This is a genomic window from Tunturibacter empetritectus, assembly GCF_040358985.1.
Taxonomy (GTDB): domain Bacteria; phylum Acidobacteriota; class Terriglobia; order Terriglobales; family Acidobacteriaceae; genus Edaphobacter; species Edaphobacter empetritectus.
This window is the reverse complement of the sequence record NZ_CP132932.1, coordinates 4,321,131-4,343,739: the sequence shown is the minus strand read 5'-3', so window position 1 is coordinate 4,343,739 and position 22,609 is coordinate 4,321,131. Positions and strand designations below refer to the sequence as shown.

Here is a 22,609-nt window from a genome sequence, read left to right as displayed (position 1 = left end):
CGCGAAGACCAGGAAGCTCGCGACATCAAACCTACAGTATACTCTTATGTGCTCTGGCAGACATAGTGCAATGAAACGATAGGGCTTGCCTGCTGGTTCGTGGGCGTGACGGTAAGATTGGGGGTCATGTTTTGGCTTGGCTGGACACCGCTTCTGAGCAGCGTGCCTACGAATTAGAGCGTTGGGGTGGCGCTGTCTGAAGGAGAGTGACATGAGGCACGGTCTACATGATTCTTTGGTTGTGACAGGCTTTCTGTGTCCAGCTACGTGTGGAGTGGCTATACCGAAGATCATAGAAGTGGAACTGGTTCAGCGCACATCGCCGCTCTAAGATGCGGTAGGGCGTGGTGGTTGGGCGCAATGGAAGAGGTGGGTGTGACGCCGAGTTCTAATGTGTGGATCTGTGCTGCTGGAGTGATTGTTCTTGTTATTGGATTTGTCGCCGCGCGAAGAGAGTTGCAGAGGGCGGCGGGGCTGGACAAACTTGTTGCCGTCGGAAGGGTGTTGTTTGCTGCGCCGCTGGCGGCCTTTGGCGTGGAGCATCTGGCGCTCGGTAAGGTGATACTTGGGGTTGTTCCTGTGTGGATGCCGGCGCGTTTGTTCTGGGTGTACTTCGTTGGCATTGCGTTGATCGCTGCGGCTTTTAGTCTGGCGCTTGGAATACGCGTTCGATTGACCGCGACGCTGCTTGCGATCATGTTTCTTCTGTTTGTGATGATGATCCATGTGCCGAATGCGATGGCGCAGGTGCACGACAGAATCATCTGGAATGTGGCGTTGCGGGATCTTAGCTTTGGTGCAGGAGCGCTGGCGCTTGCGGGATCTTTGTGGGGTGGGTCGCGGGATGGCGGAGAGAGTTTAGCGGTGGGGATTGGGCGGGTGATCTTTGCTGTTGTGCTGATGGTGTACGGCGTAGAGCTGATCCTGTATCCGCAGTTTGCGCCGGGGGTTCCGTTGGGTAAACTGACGCCGCCGTGGGTGCCGGGGCCTCATGTTTGGGCGCTGTTGACGGGGCTGGTTTATCTTGGGGGCGGAGTGGCGATGTTGACGAGGAGATATTGCCGCGACGGGGCGACGGCGGTGGGTTTGGTGATGACTCTGCTGACGCTGTTTCTTTATCTGCCTATTCTGCTGATGGCGTCGGGGGCTCCGGCGGTGCTGGAGGGGGCGAACTACGTCTGGGATACTCTGCTGTTTGCCGGAGCGGTGTTGCTGGTGGCGGGAGCAAGACGAGACTTTGGCTTCTACCGGGTTGGGAAGTCGATGATGTCGAGGTCGAGCGGGAACTGATCGTGGCGTGGCGAGGGTGTGGGCAAGAGGCCTTTGTTCCAGACGCCTTCGAGATCCTTGGCGTCTTGAAACTGTTGCGCGGAGATCTGGCCGGCGAAGTCGAAGTGATCAATCGCGTAGGGGATGCCGTTCGAGCCTAACTCCGAGGCTCCTTCCATGAGGTGAAAGTGCAGGTGCGGCCCTGAGGTGTTGCCGGTGTTTCCGAGCTTGCCGAGGAGCTGGCCGCGTTTGACGTGGTCGCCTGGCGAGACCAGGACAGACCCTTTTTGCAGGTGCGCGTAAAAGGCGAAGACTCCGTCGCCGAGATTGAGGACGACGTGGTTTCCGTCTACGTTTTCAAGGTTGATGGTCTTTGGGTCGGGCATGACTCCGGGGACCTGGTCGGTGAGGTCGTTGCGTGTGCTGACGACGGTGGCGTCTGCGACTGCGATGACGTCAGCGTCGTATGCGGTGTAGTTGCGAACGTTGGCGGCGTCTCCGTGGATGAGGCGGCCCTCTTTGTCGAGGAGCATCCAGTCGATGGCGAAGCGTTGGGCGTAGAAGATGTCTCCGTTGATGGCGAGGCCGGTAGAGCGGTGGGCGCCGGTGAGGCCGCAGCATCCGTTGAGGACGACCCAGCCTTTGCCGCGGAGGGGCGGACCGATGGTGGGGAGTTTGTGCAGAAGGGTGATGGGTGCGGCGGTGTAGCTGAGATGGGTTGGTGTGGCGGGTTCGCGCGCTGGTGTGGCCCCGCCCAGCAGCTCGAGGTGGTGGGCCAGGTGTGCGGGGAGAGATGCGGACTGATCGAGGGCGATGTCGAGGAGGAAGAGACGCGAGCCGTTGAACTCGATGGTGGTGTCGGTGACGGGTGCGCCGTTTGTGCTTCGCAGGTGAGTGAGGAGCTGCTTGCCGGAGTAGCCGGCGAGGACGGTCGAAGGCGAGGAGGCGTCGACGACGTCGATGGTTTGGAGGGTTGCCGGGGTGGCGTTGGTGTTGGTGAGGAGAAGCTCGTAGACGATGTGGATGCGGTTGTCGGTTCCGAGGAAGGGCCGGGCGTTGGGGGTGTGGGCTGAGGCGATGAGGGGCGTGAACTGATCGGATTTTGCTGTGGGGTTTGCCGCGGGGCTCGCCACCGCCGGGACGGTGAACAGAACCAGGGCCCAGAGGGTGAGGAGATGTCGTCTATCGCGCATAGGTCGCGATTATACGCATGGGCTGAGATGGGATGGTGAGAGAATTTCGGGCGATGTCGGTGGTTGCTGAGTCAGATGGGCGACTGCTAGTGAGCGGTGACGATGAGGTTGAGGGTTACGGTCTGGCTGAGCTGGACTCCGGTGGTGGAGCTGGCGGTGACTTGATATAGGTAGGTGCCGGGTGGGGTGAAGCGGAGGTTGGGGTCGGTGTCGCCTCGGCCGCAGCCGGAGATCCAAAGGGTGGGTAGAGTGAGGATGATTGCGAACAAGAGCAGGCGGAGGGGGTGTTTTTGCAGGGTGCGGTTTTTTGATCTCCAGAACAAGAGGGCCGAGAGCGGGAGAAGGCAGAGGAGGGTTCGGCTACGGGTGTTTGTTGCTGTGGTTTGCGGGATGTACTCGGCTACGGTGTTGAGGGTGGCGATGGAGTTTTGGGCGGCTCCGTTGAGGGTGATGCTGGAGGGGAGGAGCGAGCAGGTGGCCCAGGCGCCGGGGTTGACGGGGGTGCAGTTGAAGATGACCGTGCCGGCGAAGCCTGATTGAGGAGTTAGCTGGAGGGTGTAGTCGGCGGCGTGCTCGCTGGGGATGGTGAGGGTGGCGGAGGGGCCTCCGTTGACGGTGAGGGTGAAGGCTCCACTCGAGACTCCGGTGCCGGTGAGGGGGATGTTGAGGTTCTGGAGGCCGGTGTTGGGGTCGGTGGAGGTGATGGTGCCGGTGCGTGAACCGAGGGTGGTGGGGGCGAAGGTGACGGTGATCTGGCAGCTGTTGCCGGGGGTGAGCGTGGAGGTGGCGCAGGGGATGGAGATGGCGTAGTCGCCGGTGATGGTGAGGGCGAGGTTGGTGATGGGGGCGGTGCCGGTGTTGGTGAGGGTGATGGTCTGGGCGGCGGAGGCTCCGAGGGCGATGCTGCTGAAGCTGAGGGTGGAGGGGACGGCCTGGAGACGGGACTGGATGCCTTTCCCGGTGAGGGGGTATTCGATGGGCAGGGTTGAGGCGGAGGAGCGGATGGAGAGTAGTCCGCCGATGGTTGCTGGCGTGGTGGGGGTGAAGGTGACCTGCTCGGTGCAGCTGGTGGAGGGGGCGAGGGTGTTGCCTTCGGTGGGGCAGTCGCCGGTGGCGGTGTAGGGGCCGACGGCGGAGATGGTCTGGATGGCGATGGGGGCAGTGGTGATGTTGGTGATCTGGACGGGGAGGGTGGCGGAGGTGCCGATCTGGACGCTGCCGAAGTTGAGCGTGAAGGGAGAGAAGTTGAGTGGCGATGGGTTCGCGACGCCGAAGATAGAGAGGAACTCGAGTGCGGTGCTGGAGTCGGAGGTGATCTCGAGTGCGCTGATGCGGTTGGAGACGGTGTTGGGGAAGCTGGCCTGGGGGGTGAAGCTGATGTTGATGACGCAGCTGGCGGAGGGGACGAGGGTGCCGATGCAGTTGCTCTGAACGGTGAAGTCGGGCATGGGCCGGAAGCCGGCGATGTGGATGGTGGTGGTGCCGGTGTTAGCCAGGGTGACGCTTTGGACGTCGCTCTGGTCTCCTACCTGGGTGGCGAGGAAGGTGAGGGAGCTTTGGGAGAGCGCGTAGGAGACCAGCGGGGCAGTGTTGCTAGGTGCGGCTACGGTGATTGGGGCGGCCCGGCCGGTGAGGGTGAGGAGGTCGGGGCCGGTGAGGGCGTCGCTTTCGATGATGAGGGTGCCGGAGTCAGGTGTGGCGGGGCCGGGGGTGGTGGTCTGGTTGAGGGGGGTGTAGGTGAGGGTTGCGGTGCAGCTTACGGTGGGGGGCAGGGTGGCGCCGCAGAGGGTGGAGGTGATGAGGAAGGGCCACTGGCTGGTGAGGCGGCGGATGGTGAGCGGTATGGCTCCGATGTTGGTGAGGGTGACGGTTTGCGCGGCGGTTTGGCCGGAGGGGACCTGACCGAAGTCGAGGACGGTCTGGCCGGGAATGATGTTGCCGGTGATCTTGAGGGTGGCGGGGCCGATGCCGAAGCCTTCGACGTAGCCGAGGCCGTTGAGGGTGGCGGAGCCGTCGGTGGGGGTGCCCTGGGCGAAGAGGGTGCCGGTGATGTCGCCGTTAGTGAGGGGGAGGAAGGTGACGTTGAAGTTGCAGGAGGCGTTAGGAGCGAGGGCGGCGCAGGCGGGGCCGTTGAGCAGGAACTGGCGGGGGAGGGCGATGTTGAGGGCGAGGGATTTTGCGGTGAGGTTGGTGATGGTGAACTGGCGGGTTCCGCCGAGGGTGCTGGTGGGGGTGGCGGCGTAGTTGGCCTGGTTGGGGAGGATCTGGAGGCCGGCACTCTCGGTGGTGTAGGCGCCGGAGAGCGGGACGGTGTAGGTGGCGAGGCCGGTGGTGGAGCTGGTGACGGGGATCTGGAGAGTGTCGGTGACGGTGGCGGTTGTGGGGAGGAAGGTGACGGCGATGGTGCAGGCGGCGGTGGGGGCGAGGGTGGTGCAGTTGTTAGTGGAGGTGAAGCTGGGGGTGGCGTTGGTGGGGGTTCCGATCTGGAGGGTGGCAGCGGCGGTGTTGGTGAGGAGGATGTTTTGCTGGGTTGCGGTGGGGCCGGGAACGTTGTTGAAGAGGAGAGCTGTGGGATTGAGGGCGAGGCCGGGGTCGGGTGAGGCGAAGCCGGTGAGGTTGGCGGTGATTGGGCCGGAGGAGGCCGGCACGGTGAGGGTGCCGGTGCGGCTGCCAGTGGCCGTGGGAGCGAAGACGACGTTGAAGAAGCAGGAGGCGTTGGGTGCGAGGGGGCCGCTGCAGGGGGAGCCGCCGGTGGGGGCGTTGCTCAGTGCAAAGTCTCCGGTGGGGGTGGGTGCTGTGAGGGTCACAGGGGCGGCGGTGAGGTTGGTGACGGTGAAGAGGGTGGGGGCGCTGGCGCTGTTGACGGGGACGGTGCCGAAGTCCTGCGTGGTGGGGCTGAGGAGGATGCCGGAGAGTGCGGTACCAGTGCCCGTGAGGGTGATGGCGGAGGGATTGCCGGAGGAGGCGAGGGTGATGGCGGCGGTCTGGGAGCCGGGGGCTGAAGGAGTGAACTGGACTCCCAGCCAGCAGTTGGCGCAGGTGCCGGTGAAGGAGGAGACGAAGGCGGAGGTGGAGGGTTGGCCGTGGCCGAAGCCGATGTCTTCGACGAGGATGGCTTTGAAGTCAGGCGCGGAGGTGGTGGCGGTGAGGGTGGTGAAGGGGGAGGTGATCTTGTACCACTGGACGGCGGGCTGGCCGACGGGGACGCTGCCGAAGAAGAGGGTGTTGTTTGGCGCAGTGAGGATGGCGGAGCCGGTGCCGCTTAGGGTGACGTAGGCGGGGGACCCGCCACCGGCGGTGACTGAGAGCAGGCCCTGGCGGATGCCGGGTTGTGAGGGGGCGAAGGTGAGGACGACGGTGCAGGTGGCATTGCCGGCGAGGGTGAATGGGCAGTCGGTGGCGTCGGTGAAGTCGCCGGTGAGGGTGAGGGCGAGGTAGAAGGCTACGGGGCCGGTGTTGCCGATGATGACGGTCTGGGTGGTGCTGGAGGTAGTGGTGACGGGGACTGCGTTGGGGAAGGTGATGGTGGCTGGGGTGAGGGTGAGGTTGGGGTTGGCGGACTGGCCGACGCTGGTGGGTTGAGGTTTGGTGGTGCCGGTGATGAGGACTACGAGCCCTTCGTCGAGGGTGAGGGTGGTGGAGTCGGCTGAGGGAGCGACTTGGGATTGGTAGTTGATCTGGAGCTGGCAGACGGTGTGGGGGTTGAGCGTGGTGGGGCAGCGGTCGTTGAGGGTGAAGGGTGCGGCGAGGGTGACGGGGATGTGGGTGACGGCGTTGGCGGAGTTGTTCGAGAGGTAGAGGTAGCGCGGGAGGGTGGGGCTGGGGCTGCCTCCGACGCCGGAGGGCGTTCCGAACTGGGTGCCGAAGTCGATCTCAGGGGCGGAGAGGTTGAGGTCGGTGGGTTGGGTGTAGGCGGTGAGGAGAATGTTGCGGGAGGCGATGGTCGAGTAGGCGTTGACGAAGCTGCCGGTTGCGGTGGTGGGGGCAGTGAGGGCAATGGTGAGGTGGCAGGATCCGCTGGGAGGGAGGGTGTAGCTGTTTGGCGAGGTGGCAGGGGAGCAGTCCGTGGACTGCTGTGTGAAGGTGTACTGCGGAGGAACCGGATTGAAGACGTCTGTATAGGAGGCGAAGGTCTGTGTCTGCTGGCTGAGATTGCTGATTGTGACGGTGCGTGTGGTGGCCGGGCTGGAAGCAGTCTGGATGCCGAAGTCGAGCTCTTTTGGGGAGAAGACGATGGGGTTGGGGGTGGCTGTGGTGGCTGGGAGGTTTGCGGTTTGAGAAGAGGCGTTAGCAGCCTGCGCGGTGAGTGTGCCGGGACCAGGGCCGGTGAGTGCGATGCCGCATTCGCCACCAGGAGGGAGGGTTGGTGGGCAGTTGGTGGCGAGGGTGAATCCCGTTGCAGAGAGCTGGAGGTTGGTTGCGTCGGCGCTTCCGAGGTTGCGGAGGGTGAGGTTGGGGGAGTCGTCGGTGGAGAGGGCGAGGGATGGGGCGGCGGTGGTGCTTAGCTGGGCTAGATAGGCAGCTGAGCCGGAGCAGAGGCTGCCGTTCGTGCAGGAACTTGCTGGGAGTGCGGCAGAACGAAGGGTAGAGGGAAGTGCAGGGGTGGGGGTGTTGACTAGCGGTAGATCATAGGTCTCAGTTGAGAGGAGACTGGCGCTGGCCGTGGGAGAGGCGCTACCGGCGAAGGTGGGTTGGCCGGTGGAGTCTACGGTGAGGCCGGTGAGGGTGACTGGGGCGCTGGCGAAGGCGCCGGTGGTGATGGGCAGGCCGCCGAAGCGGATGGTTTGGTCGATGGTGTTTTGTTGGGTGAGGCGGAGGGCGTAGCTGTTGCCGATGGTGGAGAGTGGAGTAAGAGGAAGCAGCCAGGCGGGGTTGGCTGTGAGTTCACCGGTAAGGGTACCTGTGACCCATGCGGCGCCGGAGGGTGCGAGGGCAACGGAGGATTGGGTGCCGGGGGCGAGGAGGTCGGAGGTGAGCAGGGTGCTGCCGTCGAGGGAGAGACGGAGGAGGGTCTGATAGTTGGTGTTAACCAAGGGGGAGGAGACGGTGGCGATGGGGAACTGGCCGGGCGCGATGGAGCCGGTGAGGAGGAGATTCTGGGTGGTGGGGTCCTGCGGCGAAGGGTCGATGACGAGGGAGGAGATGCCGGGGCCGGGGATGAAGGTGGAGAAGACGATGCCGTCGCCGGCGGGGGTGAGTTTGGTGAGGAAGCCGGAGGTGGGGGTGAGGAGGTCGGGGATGATGGCTGCGAGGGTGGGGTAGCCGGTGGAGGTAGTGTAGCCGGCGATGTAGGCGTTGTCGCCGGCGTCGGCTGCGATGGCGGCGGGGGCGGTGTTGCCGTTTTGGCCGCTGAGGTAGGTGGCATAGAGGAGGGTGGTTCCGGTGGTGTTGAACTTTTCTACAAAGCCGTTTTGCAGCGAGCCGGAGGCGGGGGACTGGATGATGCCGGAGGGTGTGACGGGAAGCGCGGAGCCGAAGATGCTGCCGGTGAGGAAGACGGCGTCGGCTGTGGCGGCGATGGCGGAGGCTGCGGTGCGAGGGCTTCCGGCGTAGGTGAGGAAGACGGTGTTCAAGTTCTGGTCGAATTTGCCGATGTACGAATTAATGGACGTGTCGCCCGGGTTTGGGGCCGCGCTGGGAAAGGCTGCGCCGGAGGTGGTGGAGAGGGTGCCGGAGGTGGTGGTGCCGGTGAGATAGAGGTTGCCGGAGGGGTCGAGTGCCATGGCGAGGCCGATGTCGCCGCTTGAGCCGAGATGAGTTTGGGCGAGTACGTTGGTCGCGGTGGGATCGGTCTTGAGGAGGCGGATGCCGTCGCCCTGGTCGAGCAGAAGGTAGAGATTGCCGGCGGAGTCGGACTTGATAGCGTTGAACTGAGCGTAGTGCGCGTTGGTGGGATCGGGATTTGAGGAGCCGAGGAGGCCAGTGAAGAGGAGTTGCTGCGGGCCGGTGGCTGAAGCCTGTGCAGCCAGGGGCAGGGAAGCGAGTAGGAGGAGAGCTATGACGCCGCAGAGACCGGCACGTACACGTCGGAGAGAGAGCGGTGTCTTCATGAGTTGTTGGCTGCGGGCAGTACGCTGGTGCAGCCTGACCTTAAATATTCCTTGCGCTGGAGCCTTGATGAATGGAGGAATTTATCGAAGACGTTACGGAAGTACTATAGCTTCCCGTTTTGGGAGTCCGTATGCCGCTCAAGTTGTAGGAGGTAGTTGAGGCCGCGGGCTTGCATCTCGCGTTCGAAGGCGGCGTGGGTAGAGTACTGAATGGCCTGCATGCCTGCGGCCAGGGCTGCAGTGATGTTCTCCTCCTTGTCGTCGAGGAAGAGGATGTGTTCTGGAGGTGTCTGGAGGCCTTCGGCGGCGTGTTGATATATCTCAGGCTCAGGCTTGGCGCGATTGACGGCGTGGGACCAGGTGTGATGGTCGAAGCCTTCGATCCATGCGTGGCGGCCGCGGAGGCCTGCCTCCATGGCGTCGGGCATGTTGGAGAGGATGCCGGTGCGGATGCCGGCGCGCTGGAGCTGGTCGACCCAGGCGAGCATGGGAGGGTTGAGGGTGGACCAGAGATCGGTGTCGGCGGCAATAAGCTGGGCCAACTGCGTGGGTGTGATGACGATGCCAGCGCCTGCGGCGACGGTGTGCCAGAAGGATTGGGCGTTGAGATCGCCGCGGTCGTAGGCATGGCGGTGAGCCCAGTACTCGCGGTTGAGGGGTTCTTCGCTGAGGCCGGTGATGGTAAGGAGGCGGGCCCAGGCGGTGGGATCAGGTTTGCCGGAGAGGACCATGCCGTAGTCGAAGAGGACTGCTTTTACGAGTGCCATGAGTGGCAATTGTAAGGCAGCTGATTTTGAGTTTTGCAGGGACGCATGCCGATGCGGTTGGCGGGGAAGATGTGGCTGAAGTGGTAGGGACGATTAAAGATTGCGAGAGCTGTTCTTTACGTGCGATCGGAGCGCTAGTTCCATAGGAGAATAGGTGTCTAACAGAATAAAGCTGAGCTTCAAACAAATGCCTTGACAGTGCTTCTCGCCATGCGGTCTTATAACTGAGTTTCAAACTTATAAGCTTGATCGCCCCAGGGAATAAAGCTTCTTTCGAACCGCGTTGTTGGTGCAGGGCAGCGGTCTTCAGAGGCCTCAAAAGACTTTTCCGGGAGCTGGTCCTACACGAAGACAGACGCTGTATTTTTAGGAGAGCCGTCCCATGAAAAGCAGAGTGTTGCAAGACAGTTCGTTCTTCGTACTATTGATCGCCGTGATATTGGCTGGGTTTGCCGGACCGCGTGCTTCCGCACAGTTGAGTACCGCGACGATGTTCGGTATTGTGACAGATTCGACCGGAGCGATTGTTCCCGGGGCTACGGTTACGTTGACCCAGACGCAGACGAACTTCGTTCGCATGACCAGGACCAATGACCAGGGTCAGTATCGCGCGGAGTTTCTGCCGGTTGGGCAGTATACGGTGAAGGTGGGTGCTGCGGGATTCAAAGAGATTGCGCAGAGCGGGATTGTGTTGACGGCGACACAGGAGGCGGCTGTGAACTACTCGCTTGAGATTGGCGGCGAGACCACCGTTGTTGAGGTTACGACTGATGTTCCGCTGGTTAATATGGGGAACTCTGTGCTGGGGCGCACTGTAGATAACCGTGAGGTCGACAACCTGCCGATTGTGGGAAGAAATGTCTATCAACTTCTGAGCCTGACGCCTGGGATTCAGAACAGCCAGACAGAGAACACGGTCGGCTTTCCTGGCCAGCATGTGATCATCAACGGTTCGTCGGACAATATGGTGGGACAGGTGACCTACTATCTGGATGGCGGATTGAGTATGACCGGTGTGCGCAATACGGGCAACGTTCTGCCAAACCCGGATGCGATCGACCAGTTTGCGGTTCAGACGAGCAACTTCAGTGCGGAGTATGGACGAACGGGTGCGGGTGTGGTCTCGGTGCTAACGAAGTCGGGCACAAATCAGATACATGGTTCGGTCTTCGAATTTCATCAGGAGACGAACTTCAACTCGAATGCGTGGCTGCAGACGACGAGGACGCCGCTGCACATCAATCGCTTTGGTGCGACTCTGGGCGGCCCGATCGTGAAGGATAAGACGTTCTTCTTTGGTAGCTATGCGGGGTTGAGACAGGTGAGCCCGGTCAACTTCAACACGGTTGTGCCTGATGCTCTGCAGCGAGCCGGAAACTTCTCTGAGAATCTGCCTACGTCCACGACGATCGCGAAGGGATTAGGCGCGTGTGCGACTGCCCTGTCTGCTGCGGATAAATCCGTTACGGCTTATGGCGGAAGGTTTATCGTCTGCGATCCTGTGACGCACCAGCCGGTGCCGGGCAATCGTCTCGATCTCGATCCGAACTATCATCCTGATCCTGTGGCCGCGGCGGTGCTGGCGAAGAACGTTCCGCTGCCTACGCCGGGGCGGACGGACAACCGGTTTATCGGGAATGAAGGGCTGCCGAATCAGACGGACGAGTTCCTGATCAAAGGCGATCAGCAGTTGACGGCTGCACATCGGTTGACGCTGGACTACTTCCAATCGAATGGAGCGCAGAGCAACCTTCCCTCCGGCTCGAACCTGCCAGGATGGGCGGTGAACAACTATGTCTACCGGCAGCAGACGGCCAATGTGAGCGATGTCTGGACAGTGTCGGCGCGGTCGGTGAACCAGGTGTGGCTGAGCTTTACGCGTATGCTTGCGGGCCGCGACAGTACGCCGGGAACTTCGCTGGCGGCCTATGGCTCGGACCTGAATGTGCAGGGGACTCCTTCGTTGCCGGATATCAACGTGGCTAACTTCTTCCATCTTGCGAACGCGATCAGCGGTCCGGTGGCCGGCGATAACGTGTATGGTCTGCGGGATGTCTACAACACGACGCGAGGGAAGCACTCGATCTTTGTGGGCGGCGAGATCTATCTGGAGAAGGATAGGCTGGAGACGCTGCTGAATAACTACGGCACGTTCAGCTTTACGAGTTCCGCGGTTCCTACCACCACATCCGGGCAGGCTACTTATGTGAAGACTGGAGCGGCGATCGCCGACTTTCTGATCGGCCATCCGAATGCGGTGGGTCAGGACTCGCCCGACGATGCGAATGCCAACTACTGGAACTATGGGATCTTCGGGCAGGACGATTGGCGGATTACTCCGAAGCTGACCCTGAACCTGGGGCTGCGCTATGACGTGCAGACGGCTCCGACCGATACGCAGCGCCGGTATGCGATCTTCAAGCCGGGTGTGCAATCGACGGTTTCGCCGAGTGCGATCCTGGGACAGTTGTTTCCGGGCGATCCAGGGGTTCCCCAGAGCGGTGTCGGCACGAACTACAACCATGTTTCGCCGCGTGTCGGTTTTGCGTTCAACCCTTATCGTGACGGCAAGACGGTCTTCCATGGCGGCGCCGGGTTGTTCTTCGACACGATCGGCGGCAATGAGTGGATGCTGCCGCAGAACTTTCAGCCGTTTGCGGTGAGAGAGACGGCGGCCTTCAGCCATGTGACCAGCTTGCAGCATATCTACTCGACCGACTGCCAAGACTTCCAGGGTTGCACCTCGCCGTTTCCGTATCTCTACGACAAGGCGAATCCGCGGTATGTGTCTCCTGCGTCGTTGGTGTTCCTGCAACAGGGGATGCGCTGGCCGTATAACATTCAGGCCAACTTTGGCGTGCAGCAGCAGTTCACCAAGGATCTTGCGGTCAGCATCAACTACGTAGGAGCCTTCAGTCGGAAGCTGCCGTTGTACATCGATGCGAATGCGCCGATCTACAACACGGCGAACACGGCGATGAACACGGCTACGAACTACAACTGCCGGCGTCCCTTTGATGCGCTGCCGTTCGGGACGGGAACCTCGTGCGCGAATCCTGCGGTGGGGTCGAAGTACATGAGCAATGGGTATGTGATTGAGGATGGGCAAAACACGAACTACCAGGGTCTGCAGGTGACGGTGGAAAAACGTCTGAGCCAACACATCAGCGTCAATGGCTTTTATGTGTTCAGCAAGGCGCTGTCGAGTGCTTCGCTGCAGACTACGGGCAATATCGGCAACAGTGGCGCGACGGAGCCTGAGGACTACTACAATCTTGGGCTGGAACGGCAGCGGACGGATAGCGATCAGCGGCATCAGGCAGTGATTGCCGCGGTGTGGAAGCCGGATTACTTCGGTAAATCCAACAGGGTGGTTCAGAATCTGCTGAATGGATGGTCCATCTCCGCGATTGTCACGATGCGGAGTGGGGTGCCGTTCACGATCACCAGTGGCAGCGATGACAACATGGATGGAGACACGAACGATCGGCCGAACCTTGTTCCGGGCAAGATCGAGCGGATGAATAGTTCCAGCGGGTCTCGTGCGATCGAGAGGAAGCAGTGGTTCGACACGAGCGCGTACTGTAGGGTCGGTTCGGCGGGATGCTCTGCCGGCACCGGAGCAGGCAATGTTGATGGTACGGTGAGCCCGAACTCGATAAGCGGACCAGGGTACAAAGACGTTGACGCAGCGATCTTCCGTGACTTTGGGATCTTCGAACGGGTGAAGTTTCAGTTTCGCGGCGAGGCGACCAACGTCTTCAACTTCGTCAACCTGGGCAATCCGGGGGCGGTGTTGAACAGCCCGAGCACCTTTGGCGTCATCTCAGCACAGACGACTACGCCACAGGGGTCGGGGATGCGGGTGATCCAGCTTGGAGGCCGCATTCTGTTCTAACCTGGGTGGGAAGAAAACCTGGCGGGCGATGCGTTTTGCGTCGCCCGCTTTGTTTTGCGCGTCGGTGGATTTCGTTGGATTTGATTGGGGGAGGGACCGGATTCGCTGAACGATTAGCATGTATGGGTGAGCTATCGGTTTTCGGCGCGGACGGGTTGGGATGTGGGGGAGAGTGGGTTCGCGGCTGCGATTCGCGAGGCGAGGGCGGCGGGGCGGAAACTGGTGGACCTGACGGTGTCGAACCCTACGGTGTGTGGGTTTGAGTATGACGCGGAGGCTGTGCTTACGCCGCTGGCGAGTAGAGAGGCTATGACGTACGATCCGGATCCGCGGGGGATGGGGTTTGCGCGGGAGGCGGTGGCGGGGTACTACGGGGGGCATGGCGCCGATGTCGATCCGGACAGCGTGGTGCTGACTACCAGTACGAGTGAGGGGTATGGGTATCTGTTTCGGCTGCTGTGCGACGCGGGAGATGAGGTGCTGGTGGCGCAGCCGAGCTATCCGCTGTTCGATTTTCTGGCGGATCTGGAGGATGTGCGGCTGAGGCCTTATCCGCTGTTCTATGATTATGGATGGTGGATCGACTTTGCGGAGCTGGAGCGCCGGATTGGGCCGAGGACCAAGGCTCTGGTTGTGGTGCATCCGAATAATCCGACCGGGCACGTAACGGGGGCGGGGGAGCGGGGGCGGCTGGAGGAGATCTGTGCGCGGCACGGGTTGGCGCTGATCGTGGATGAGGTGTTTCTGGACTATCCGCTGGAGGTGGGGGTGAGGCTGGCGAGCTTTGCGGTGGGTCCGCACCCGGTGCTGACGTTTGTGCTGAGCGGGATGAGCAAGATTGCGGGGTTGCCGCAGATGAAGGTGGGGTGGATCGTGGGGCTGGGGCCAGAAGGGGGGCCGGAGGGGGATCGCAGGCAGGCGATGGGGCGGCTGGAGGTGGTTGCGGATACCTTTCTGTCGGTGAACGCGCCGATGCAGCGGGCGCTGCCGGTTTGGCTGGCGGAGAGACGGGGGATTCAGGCGCAGATTTTGCAGCGGGTGAGGGAGAATCTGCGGCTTGCGGTTGAGGGTGGGGTCGAGGTGCTGAAGGTGGAGGCTGGGTGGAGCGCGATTCTGCGGCTGCCTCAGAGGCATGGGGTGGGCGATGTTGCTGAGAGTTTGTTACGAGAGGCGGGGGTGATCGTGCATCCAGGGGACTTTTACGGGATCGGTGAAGCTGGGCGGGTGGTGGTGAGTTTGCTGGGATCCGCGGAGGAGTTTGCGGAGGGGATTTCAAGAATCAAAAGGGTAACTGGGTGGAACCACAGTAGTTACTAGTTCATGCGATGCGTGTAAAGCTATACATTTAGAGCTTTATGTAAATGATTGTTTTTACTAGCGTTGAAGAAATGGATTAGAGTCTCGCTCTGCACCAATGGTGGTTTTGGACCCGTGTCCGGGGATGACGGTGACCTCGTCCGGCAGGGTGAGAAGGCGGTCATGGATGGAGGCCAAGAGCTTGCGCATGTCACCGCCGGGAAGGTCGGTACGGCCTACGGTGCCGGCGAAGAGAGTGTCTCCGGCGAGGAGGAGGGATTGGGCGGGAAGGTAGAGGCAGACGCTGCCTTCGGTGTGGCCGGGCGTGTGGAGAATGGAGCCGGTGACGCCGGTTACAGCGATGAGCTTGCCGTCGTCGAGGGTGTCGTCGGGGGTCGAGACGGTGGGGGTGGGGATGCCGAGCCAGCCTGCCTGAATGTCCATCATCTTGACCAGAGGGAGGTCGTGTTGGTTGTAGAGGATGGGGGCACCGGTGAGCTGCTTGAGGCGATGGGCTCCGGCGATGTGGTCGATGTGGGCGTGGGTGATGACGATCTTTTTGACAGTGAGGTTGTGGTTAGCCAGGATGGCCATGATTCGGGGAATGTCATCGCCGGGGTCGACGACGATGGCCTCGAGGGAGGTTTCATCTCCCAGGATGGAGCAGTTGCATTGCAGCGGGCCGACGGGAAGAATCTCGTGGATCATGCTGTTTTCGCCTTCTTCAGGGAGATGGTGTGAGTGAAAATGCGCAAAGCTGGAACTAAAAATGCGCAAGGCTGTGAATTAAAAAATGCGCAAGCCCAAGGCCTGCGCATCTCTGAAGATCTAAGAGCTACTTCTTGGCGGGTGTCGTCTGGCTGGCGGGGTGGGCGGTGCCGGAGAGAACGGAGTGGTCGCCACTGGCTCGTGAGAGCAGGATAGTGAGGCCGATGGAGGTCAGCATGAAGACGATGGCCGAGTAGGTGGTGAGCTTGGTGAGGAGATTGGCTGCGCCGCGAGGGCCGAAGGCGGTCTGGGATCCCTGGCCACCGAAGGCGCCGGCGAGGTCGGCGGACTTGCCCTGCTGCAGGAGGACTACGCCGATGAGAAAGAGACAGACGATAACGTGAATGATGACGAGAAGAATAACCATCGGAGCTGCTTGCTACCTCTTGGAGTCGGAGAGTGATCTCCGGAGAATGTCTGGGATCGGCACAAAGTCCCCACGCCTTGCGGCGTTCGCACCTAAACCTAAAACTTAGTGTACCACCGGGTGGCGAGGAAGGCCCAGTTCGTGGTGACTTCGTGGTGCGGGCTTTCTTGCAGTCTTCTGGCGATCGCCTGGCGCTTCAAAAGACGGAACACTAGGCGGTTTTGATGATTGCGATCTTGTTGGAGGATGCGGGGTGGCTGGGGCGATTTTGTGTCGGGTAATGCACGTCGCGAGGGGTTAGGGCGTAGAGGACGGCCTCCATGCGGTTGGAGACGCCCAGCTTATCGTAGATGCGGAAGAGGTGATTTTTTATGGTGTGCTCGCTGAGCTTCAAGATGGTCGCCAGCTCGGAGTTGCTGAGGCCGTCGGAGAGAAGATGCAGAACCTGCTGCTCACGGGTGGTGAGCAGAGGCTTGCCGTGGCGATCGATGACGTTGGTCGATCTGGGGTGCGAGAGAGAGGACACCAGGTGGGCGAGCAACTCGTTCTTTGCCCAGATCTGCCCCTGGTGAACGCATCGGATGCACTTGCAGAGGAGCTCGAAGCGCAGGTCGGCGCTGCCGAAGATGCCTTTGGCTCCAGCACGGAACAGGGAGATAACTTCGGCGTAGTCGGGATCCTGGGTGAGGACGACGACGCGGGTATTTTTGTAAAAGTCGGGAAGGGATTGAAGGATGGAGACGGCACCCTGGGTATTCTCCATCATGGACGAACCGATGAGGATGATGTCGACTGGGAGGGGCCTGGTCGCGTTGACGAGATGCAGGACGTCATTGACCGGGGCGACGATCAGGATGTCGGGAACGGTTTCGAAGGCTCCCTGCAAGAGCTCGCAGAGCATGACCGGCAAGTTGGCCACAAACACCTTGATGACGTTCGGGGAGATGCTTTCTTCAGTAACCCGTTTCATGAGTCCCTCCAGCGCAAAGAGTGATGGCTCAATTGAGAACATCTTCTCACTGTTGAAGATGTTCCCCAGATGAAAAAGTTACAGGATCTACTGTCTATAATTGTGAGGTAAGTGCTTGTCGAGCGTCGCTTAGAGCGATTCAAATCCACGGAAATTTAACAATGGAACTTGGGCACTTTCCGGATTATGCAGATCTAAGTTCTTTGTTTTGCGTAGAGACTTCTTTACTGGTTTTTGCGTGAGAAGAATTTCTCAGGTCTGCGAGTTTTGCACTAGTCCAGTTTCGGCGTGCTCCTGGAAGTAGGACAGAGACATTTCGAGTCCTTGACGCAGTTGAATTTTGGGAGTCCATCCGAGAAGGCTGATCGCCTTACTGATGTCCGGCCTGCGACGGGTTGGGTCGTCTTGGGGGAGGGGCTTGAAGACGATTTTTTTGTCGGATCCGATGAGCTTGAGAATCTCTTCGGCACAACTGAGGATGGTCCACTCTTCGGGATTGCCTATGTTGACGGGGAGATGCTCGTTGGAGGCTGCAAGGGCGAGGATGCCTGCGATCAGATCGGAGACATAGCAGAAGCTTCTGGTCTGCATTCCGTCACCGTAGATGGTGAGAGGCTCGCCACGCAGGGCCTGGGACATGAGGTTGGAGATGACGCGGCCATCGTTGATTTGTAACCTTGGTCCGTACGTATTGAAGATCCGCACCAGGTGCGTGCTGACGCGATGGTAGCGGTGATAGGCCATGACGGCGGCCTCAGAGAATCTCTTGGCTTCGTCATAGACCGAACGGGGTCCGATGGGATTGACGTGTCCCCAGTAGGTCTCGGTTTGAGGATGAACCTCGGGGTCGCCGTAGCACTCTGAGGTAGAGGCGTGGAGGTAGCCGGCGTGATACTTCTTTGCGATCTCGAGAGTGTTGATGGTTCCGGCTGACCCGACGAGGAGGGTTTCGACGCCGAGCCGGGCATAGTCCACGGGGCTTGCAGGGGAGGCGAAGTTAAAGACGTAGTCGACTTTGCCGGGGTCAAAGGGCTGGCAGATGTCGAGGCGCTCGAAGTCGAAGCGGGACTCGTTATGAAGGTGGGCAAGATTGGCCATGTTGCCTGTGCTCAGGTTGTCGACGCCGAGGACGGTGTTTCCGGCGTTCAGCAGGGAGTCGCAAAGGTGCGAACCGAGAAAGCCTGCTGCTCCGGTTACTAGAATTTTTTTGGCGTTCATATCTTCCTCAAATCTCCCTAAAGATGCGAGTTCCGGTTGGCTGCCTGAGGTCCTACCGGATTGCACAAGACAGTTCAGTGGCTAACGTCCTTATCGAGTGCGAGACGCTACGGTTGCGAGCTCCTCCGTGTGATGCCGCGTTGGTCTGCCTACGCTGAAGTATGTAATCTCATTTTCCAGCATCAGCTCGGGATCATAGAGATTGCGGCCATCAAGGATGATAGGGAAGCGCATTGCCGCGGCGAGACGCTGAAGGTCGAGACGGGCAAACTCCGCCCAGTCGGTGAGGATCAGAAGAGCGTCGACGTCGCTGGAGGCGTCGTAAGGGTCGGAGGCATATTGAATCTCTGGCCCGGCAGGGAGTATTTGCTGTGCACGCTGCATGGCGGCGGGGTCGAAGGCACGGATGGAGCATCCCTCCTCGATCAACATTCGGACCAGCTCGATTGCGGGAGAGTCGCGAATGTCGTCGGTCCCACCTTTGAAGGCAAGGCCAAGCACACCGAGTTTTTTGCCGCGGAGCGTCCAGAGCGCGGAACGAACCTTATTGAGGAATCGCCGCTTCTGGTCGACGTTGATGTTTTCGACTTCAGAGAGCAGAGAAAAGTTGACTCCAAGCTGTTCGGCGACTGAGCGGAAGGCGGCGACATCCTTCGGGAAGCAGGATCCGCCGTAACCGATGCCGGGTCGCAGAAATTTTGGTCCGATACGGCTGTCGAGGCCCATGCCCTGGGCTACCTGTTCGACGTCGGCGTCTGCGGCCTCGCAGAGATTGGAGACTGCGTTGATGAAGGAGATTTTGAGGGCGAGGAAGGCGTTGGAGGCGTGCTTGATGATCTCGGCGCTCTTGGTGGAGGTACGGAGCAGAGGTGGCGGAGCGTCGTTATTGCAGGAGCCGTCGATTGCTCCGGCTTTAGCGTAGTACCTGCCCGTGGTCAAGGGCTCGTAGATCTTCGCCATGATCTCGGCGGCGCGGTCGCTGTCAGTTCCTACTACGATTCGGTCGGGATGGAGGAAGTCAGCGACGGCTGTTCCTTCGCGGAGGAACTCGGGGTTGGAGACGACATCGAACATCTCCCGTGAGACGCCGTTGCGCTCCATGACCCTGCGAATCCATTCATTGGTATAGACGGGGACCGTGCTCTTTTCCGCTATGACTTTATAGGTAGTGATGGAACGCGCAATCTCACTGGCGACGGCTTCGACATAGGACAGGTCGGCATCTCCTGTCTCGCTCTGGGGTGTGCCAACTGCGATGAAGATTGCCTGCGCTTCGCGGGTTGCGGCAGAGAGGTCAGTGGTAAAACGCACTCTGGCGTTGCGATATCGCTGAAGAAGCTCCGGCAGATACTTCTCGTGAATCAGGCTTTCGCCGTCCTGCAATGCCGTCACTTTTTTCTGGTCGTTATCGACGCATACGACGCTGTGACCCATCTCTGCAAAACAGACAGCAGCTACTAATCCGACGTAACCGGAACCGACGACTGCAATGTGAATCGAATCACTCATAGGGTCTCCCAGGGTCTATCTTTTTTATGCACAAGATCGAGGTTGGCGGACGACTGCCCGCATCTTCCATCGGTCTATAAATAGGTGTCTACGGGCAGTGGGCCTTTTTGTAGGACGATCAAAATCGGGGATGAGTTGGCTTGATCGTGTCGATATTTCAGATATCTAAAATATCGACAGCGACGAACCACTGGAGGAGGTCCTCCGAATACCAGCGGGATCGATCTGGAGTTCACGGAGAGGTGGTTGGTGGAAGGTGCCAGGAGCAAGATTGTTTGTGAGTCTATCCATGAGGCCCTCCAGCACGGACGATGCTCGCTAATGAAAATTTTCTCAGTTCGATGTCGCTCTGTTGCAGAAAAACGCTCAAGTCTCCTTATATCGCAGGTTGCGGTGTTGATGCCATCTTATTTTGTCCACGGGTGTCGTCTTCGTGAATAGACTGGAGACAATTTAGAGACATATCGTCGACTTCTCAATAGATTGACCGCCTAATTAAATTGAGATTTTCGGGCAAATGGCGGGAGAATTGCCTGCTTTATGATCGCCTCGACTCTTGTGAGAAATCCTTCTCGGGTATTTTTTCTTCATTGCTTGATGTTGTTGGGACAGGTTAGTCTGAGTGTGAGACGTTCGGGCTTAATCAGCTACTCAGCGGTTCCACCAACTTTGCGAGAAGACACTTTTTCAGAAGGGGCTTCCCGAATGACACCGTCCAATCGAATAACCATTTTAGGGCTGGCCCCAATCGGCGATATCGGGCTTTTGCTTTGCTGTCTTGGACTCTCTTACATCACTGCGGTTCATCAGCGGGCATCTGACGTCTTCAACTCACTGGAGACCCACTATCCTATCCAGGTTTTTGCGGCGACTCTGGTGCTGGTTCTGGGATGGCACGTCATACTCAGGTCCAATGGTTTTTATCGTTCCCGCCGATTGGCCGGCTCAGTGAGAGAAGTACTCGATGTCTGCACTGCCAGTTCGCTGTGTGCACTGTTGAGTTGCGTCTGGCTGTGGCTGATCGCATCGCGTTCCATGCGTAACACGATGGATCTGGCCGTTGTCGCGGCGCTCCTCGGCATTATGAGCTTTGCGGCGTTTCTTACGACCCGTCTCGTCGCTCGCGCGACGATGCAGGTTTTTCGAGCCCGTGGACACAACCGCAGGCATGTGCTGATCGTGGGCACCAATCGCCGTGCCAACAGCTTCGTGCAAGAGCTGGCCAGCCACCCGGAGTGGGGGTACTGTATCCAGGGTTTTGTGGACGATCAATGGTGGAGCAAGCAGACAGCGGACTCTCAGCTGGGAACCATAGTCGGTGGTTTGGATTCCGTTCCTGAACTATTGAGGACACTGCCTGTGGATGAGGTCATTGTTGCTCTGCCTCTGGCTTCGTTCTACCAGCAGATTGCGGGCATTATCTCCTCCTGCCGCGATCACGGTATCGCGGTCCGGTTTCTGGGCACGTTCTTCGATCAGGACGAGTCGAAGCGAAGCGATTTTCTGCGTGGAACCATTGGCACCATCACACTGCATGATGAGTCCTGGGATGCCTGGGCGTTCCTAATCAAACGTGCGACCGATATCACAGTTTCGCTGCTGTTGCTGCTGGCGCTCGCACCACTCTTCCTGATGATCGCGTTGTTGATCAAACTGACTGATCCCGGTCCTGTCTTTTTTAGACAGATCAGGATGGGGTACGGCAAGCGTCCTTTTGAGATTCTGAAGTTTCGCACGATGGTGCAAAATGCGGAACGTCTTATGTCGCAGGTGGAGCACTTGAATGAGACCCAGGGGCCGACATTCAAGCTGAAGAATGATCCGCGGATCACCTCAGCGGGCAAGTTTCTTCGCAAGACGAGTCTGGATGAGATTCCGCAGCTGATCAATGTGCTAGTCGGGCACATGAGCCTTGTGGGTCCGCGACCGCTTCCGCTGCGCGACTACGAGGGATTTTCGCAGGACTGGCATAGACGGCGGTTCAGCGTGAAGCCTGGAATCACATGCCTGTGGCAGATTATGGGCAGGAGTTCCATTGGATTTGACGAATGGATGGCTTTGGATATGCGGTATATCGACCAGTGGTCGGTGTGGCTGGATATCAAGATTCTTTTTCAGACGATTCCTGCGGTGTTCCGCGGGTCTGGTGCTGTGTAGTACAGATCTCCTGATGTTCGTTACTCTTTAGCGCATGACGAAGCCACCGTCGACCGAGATCGACTGGCCAGTAACGTAGCTCGCGGCTGAACTGCAGAGCCATAGGACGGCATCGGCGATCTCTTCAGGCCGACCCAACCGTCCCATCGGCACGTAGGTCTTCATCATCACATCGAGCTCTTCCCCCTGACCTTCGGCGATCATCTTATCATCCTGGGCATATGGCGTTGACGCGAATGCCGCGCGTAGCATATTCCAGAGCCGCACTTTTCGTGAATCCAAGAACACCGTGTTTCGCGGCATGGTAAGTGCCACGCCGGGGACCACCGATAAGACCTCCAAGCGAAGAGCAGTTAACGATGGCTCCGCTGCCTTGCTTGCGCATCTGCTGCAGCTCGAACTTCATGCAGCTCCACACACCACGCAGGTTGATCCCCATGATCCGGTCGTAGTCGTCGCGGGGAGAGTCGGCAGTCTCGGCAAGGACATTTTGAACGCCGGCATTGTTGTAGGCTGCATCGAGTCGTCCGAAGGTGGCGACCGTCTGCTGAACCATTGCTTCTACCTGAGCGTCATCAGCCACGTCACATTGGATCGCCAGCGTCTTGTGACCTTTCGCAGCCAGTTCTTCGGCTGCGGACTGGACCGCTTTCTCGCTCCAGTCCGCCAAGACCACGGATGCACCTGACTCAGCAAAAGCCCTGGCTGTGGCAAGCCCCAAGCCGGACGCCGCGCCTGTAACGACTGCAACTTTATTTTCGAAGGAGATATTCATAGCGAATTCCTCATGTTTGGTTATATCGTGCAGACAGCTTGAGGTCAGTCTCGGTTGATTCCGCGAAGGTGACGCTATTTAGAGCCTGTGCGTTGGATGGCGGCGAGCACAGAAAAGGCCGACCGCTCTGGTCGACCCTGAATAAATCCTTCAAAAAGGTTGGATTGGTGCGGAGGAGGGGACTTGAACCCCTATGCCTTGCGGCGCTAGCACCTCAAGCTAGTGCGTCTGCCAATTTCGCCACCTCCGCGCTTTGACTCGACGCTGGGGAGCGCGAGGTGCGGTAAGCAATCCGAAGGTAAGTATAGCATCTGCGACGGGTTGAGCGGGAGTGGGTGTGGATAAGGTTTCTCGGCTGAGTGCGTAGAGTGT

15 protein-coding genes and 1 tRNA gene are annotated in these 22,609 nt (G+C 59.7%); 4 read left to right on the top strand and 12 right to left on the bottom strand.

Annotated features, from left to right (window positions below; genetic code table 11):
* The first annotated feature begins 375 nt into the window (after window positions 1–375).
* Window positions 376–1,290, top strand: coding sequence for a hypothetical protein (locus RBB75_RS18120; protein ID WP_353068878.1), 915 nt, complete (start codon window positions 376–378; stop codon window positions 1,288–1,290).
* Here RBB75_RS18120 and RBB75_RS18115 read toward each other — a convergent pair.
* From RBB75_RS18115 to RBB75_RS18105, 3 genes are all read right to left on the bottom strand, one after another.
* The gene (locus RBB75_RS18115) at window positions 1,245–2,462 is read right to left on the bottom strand and encodes a M23 family metallopeptidase (RefSeq protein WP_353068877.1); all 1,218 of its coding nucleotides are present in this window, start codon (window positions 2,460–2,462) and stop codon (window positions 1,245–1,247) included. The two genes, RBB75_RS18120 and RBB75_RS18115, sit on opposite strands and share 46 nt — an antisense overlap.
* Window positions 2,463–2,548: 86 nt before the next feature.
* Complete coding sequence (locus RBB75_RS18110) at window positions 2,549–8,512, bottom strand: choice-of-anchor D domain-containing protein (RefSeq protein ID WP_353068876.1); 5,964 nt, start codon at window positions 8,510–8,512, stop codon at window positions 2,549–2,551.
* 104 nt (window positions 8,513–8,616) lie between these two features.
* Window positions 8,617–9,279, bottom strand: a complete 663-nt coding sequence (locus tag RBB75_RS18105) for an HAD family hydrolase (protein ID WP_179638038.1) — start codon at window positions 9,277–9,279, stop codon at window positions 8,617–8,619.
* 382 nt (window positions 9,280–9,661) lie between these two features.
* Here RBB75_RS18105 and RBB75_RS18100 point away from each other — a divergent pair, with 382 nt between their 5' ends.
* Together RBB75_RS18100 and RBB75_RS18095 are read left to right on the top strand one after the other, a co-directional pair.
* Window positions 9,662–13,177 (top strand): TonB-dependent receptor, encoded by a 3,516-nt coding sequence (locus RBB75_RS18100; protein WP_353068875.1) that lies wholly within the window; start codon window positions 9,662–9,664, stop codon window positions 13,175–13,177.
* Window positions 13,178–13,303: 126 nt separating this feature from the next.
* Complete coding sequence (locus RBB75_RS18095) at window positions 13,304–14,494, top strand: pyridoxal phosphate-dependent aminotransferase (protein ID WP_353068874.1); 1,191 nt, start codon at window positions 13,304–13,306, stop codon at window positions 14,492–14,494.
* 57 nt (window positions 14,495–14,551) lie between these two features.
* Here the strand turns inward: RBB75_RS18095 and RBB75_RS18090 are convergent, their stop codons facing one another.
* The 6 genes from RBB75_RS18090 to RBB75_RS18065 all read right to left on the bottom strand — a co-directional run bounded on the left by RBB75_RS18090 (window position 14,552) and on the right by RBB75_RS18065 (window position 19,596).
* A complete protein-coding gene (locus tag RBB75_RS18090) occupies window positions 14,552–15,181 on the bottom strand; it encodes an MBL fold metallo-hydrolase (RefSeq protein ID WP_353068873.1) in 630 nt (209 codons plus the stop codon).
* A 127-nt stretch (window positions 15,182–15,308) separates the two neighbouring features.
* Window positions 15,309–15,608 (bottom strand): preprotein translocase subunit SecG, encoded by a 300-nt coding sequence (secG, locus tag RBB75_RS18085; RefSeq protein ID WP_179638034.1) that lies wholly within the window; start codon window positions 15,606–15,608, stop codon window positions 15,309–15,311.
* A 211-nt stretch (window positions 15,609–15,819) separates the two neighbouring features.
* Entirely contained in the window at window positions 15,820–16,578 is a 759-nt protein-coding gene (locus RBB75_RS18080) for a response regulator transcription factor (RefSeq protein ID WP_353068872.1), read from the bottom strand.
* A 252-nt stretch (window positions 16,579–16,830) separates the two neighbouring features.
* Entirely contained in the window at window positions 16,831–17,796 is a 966-nt protein-coding gene (locus RBB75_RS18075) for a UDP-glucuronic acid decarboxylase family protein (protein WP_353068870.1), read from the bottom strand.
* A gap of 90 nt (window positions 17,797–17,886) precedes the next feature.
* Complete coding sequence (locus RBB75_RS18070) at window positions 17,887–19,305, bottom strand: UDP-glucose dehydrogenase family protein (protein ID WP_353068868.1); 1,419 nt, start codon at window positions 19,303–19,305, stop codon at window positions 17,887–17,889.
* A gap of 165 nt (window positions 19,306–19,470) precedes the next feature.
* Complete coding sequence (locus RBB75_RS18065; protein WP_353068867.1) at window positions 19,471–19,596, bottom strand: hypothetical protein; 126 nt, start codon at window positions 19,594–19,596, stop codon at window positions 19,471–19,473.
* A 249-nt stretch (window positions 19,597–19,845) separates the two neighbouring features.
* Between RBB75_RS18065 and RBB75_RS18060 the strand changes: the two genes are divergently transcribed.
* On the top strand, window positions 19,846–21,462 hold the full coding sequence (locus RBB75_RS18060) for a sugar transferase (protein ID WP_353068866.1): 1,617 nt from the start codon (window positions 19,846–19,848) through the stop codon (window positions 21,460–21,462).
* A 27-nt stretch (window positions 21,463–21,489) separates the two neighbouring features.
* Here RBB75_RS18060 and RBB75_RS18055 read toward each other — a convergent pair whose 3' ends face one another.
* From RBB75_RS18055 to RBB75_RS18045, 3 genes are all read right to left on the bottom strand, one after another.
* Window positions 21,490–21,666, bottom strand: a complete 177-nt coding sequence (locus RBB75_RS18055; RefSeq protein ID WP_257030926.1) for an SDR family oxidoreductase — start codon at window positions 21,664–21,666, stop codon at window positions 21,490–21,492.
* Window positions 21,667–21,670: 4 nt separating this feature from the next.
* Window positions 21,671–22,237, bottom strand: coding sequence for an SDR family NAD(P)-dependent oxidoreductase (locus RBB75_RS18050; protein WP_257030925.1), 567 nt, complete (start codon window positions 22,235–22,237; stop codon window positions 21,671–21,673).
* A gap of 165 nt (window positions 22,238–22,402) precedes the next feature.
* Window positions 22,403–22,487, bottom strand: a tRNA-Leu gene (locus RBB75_RS18045).
* Window positions 22,488–22,609: the final 122 nt, after the last annotated feature.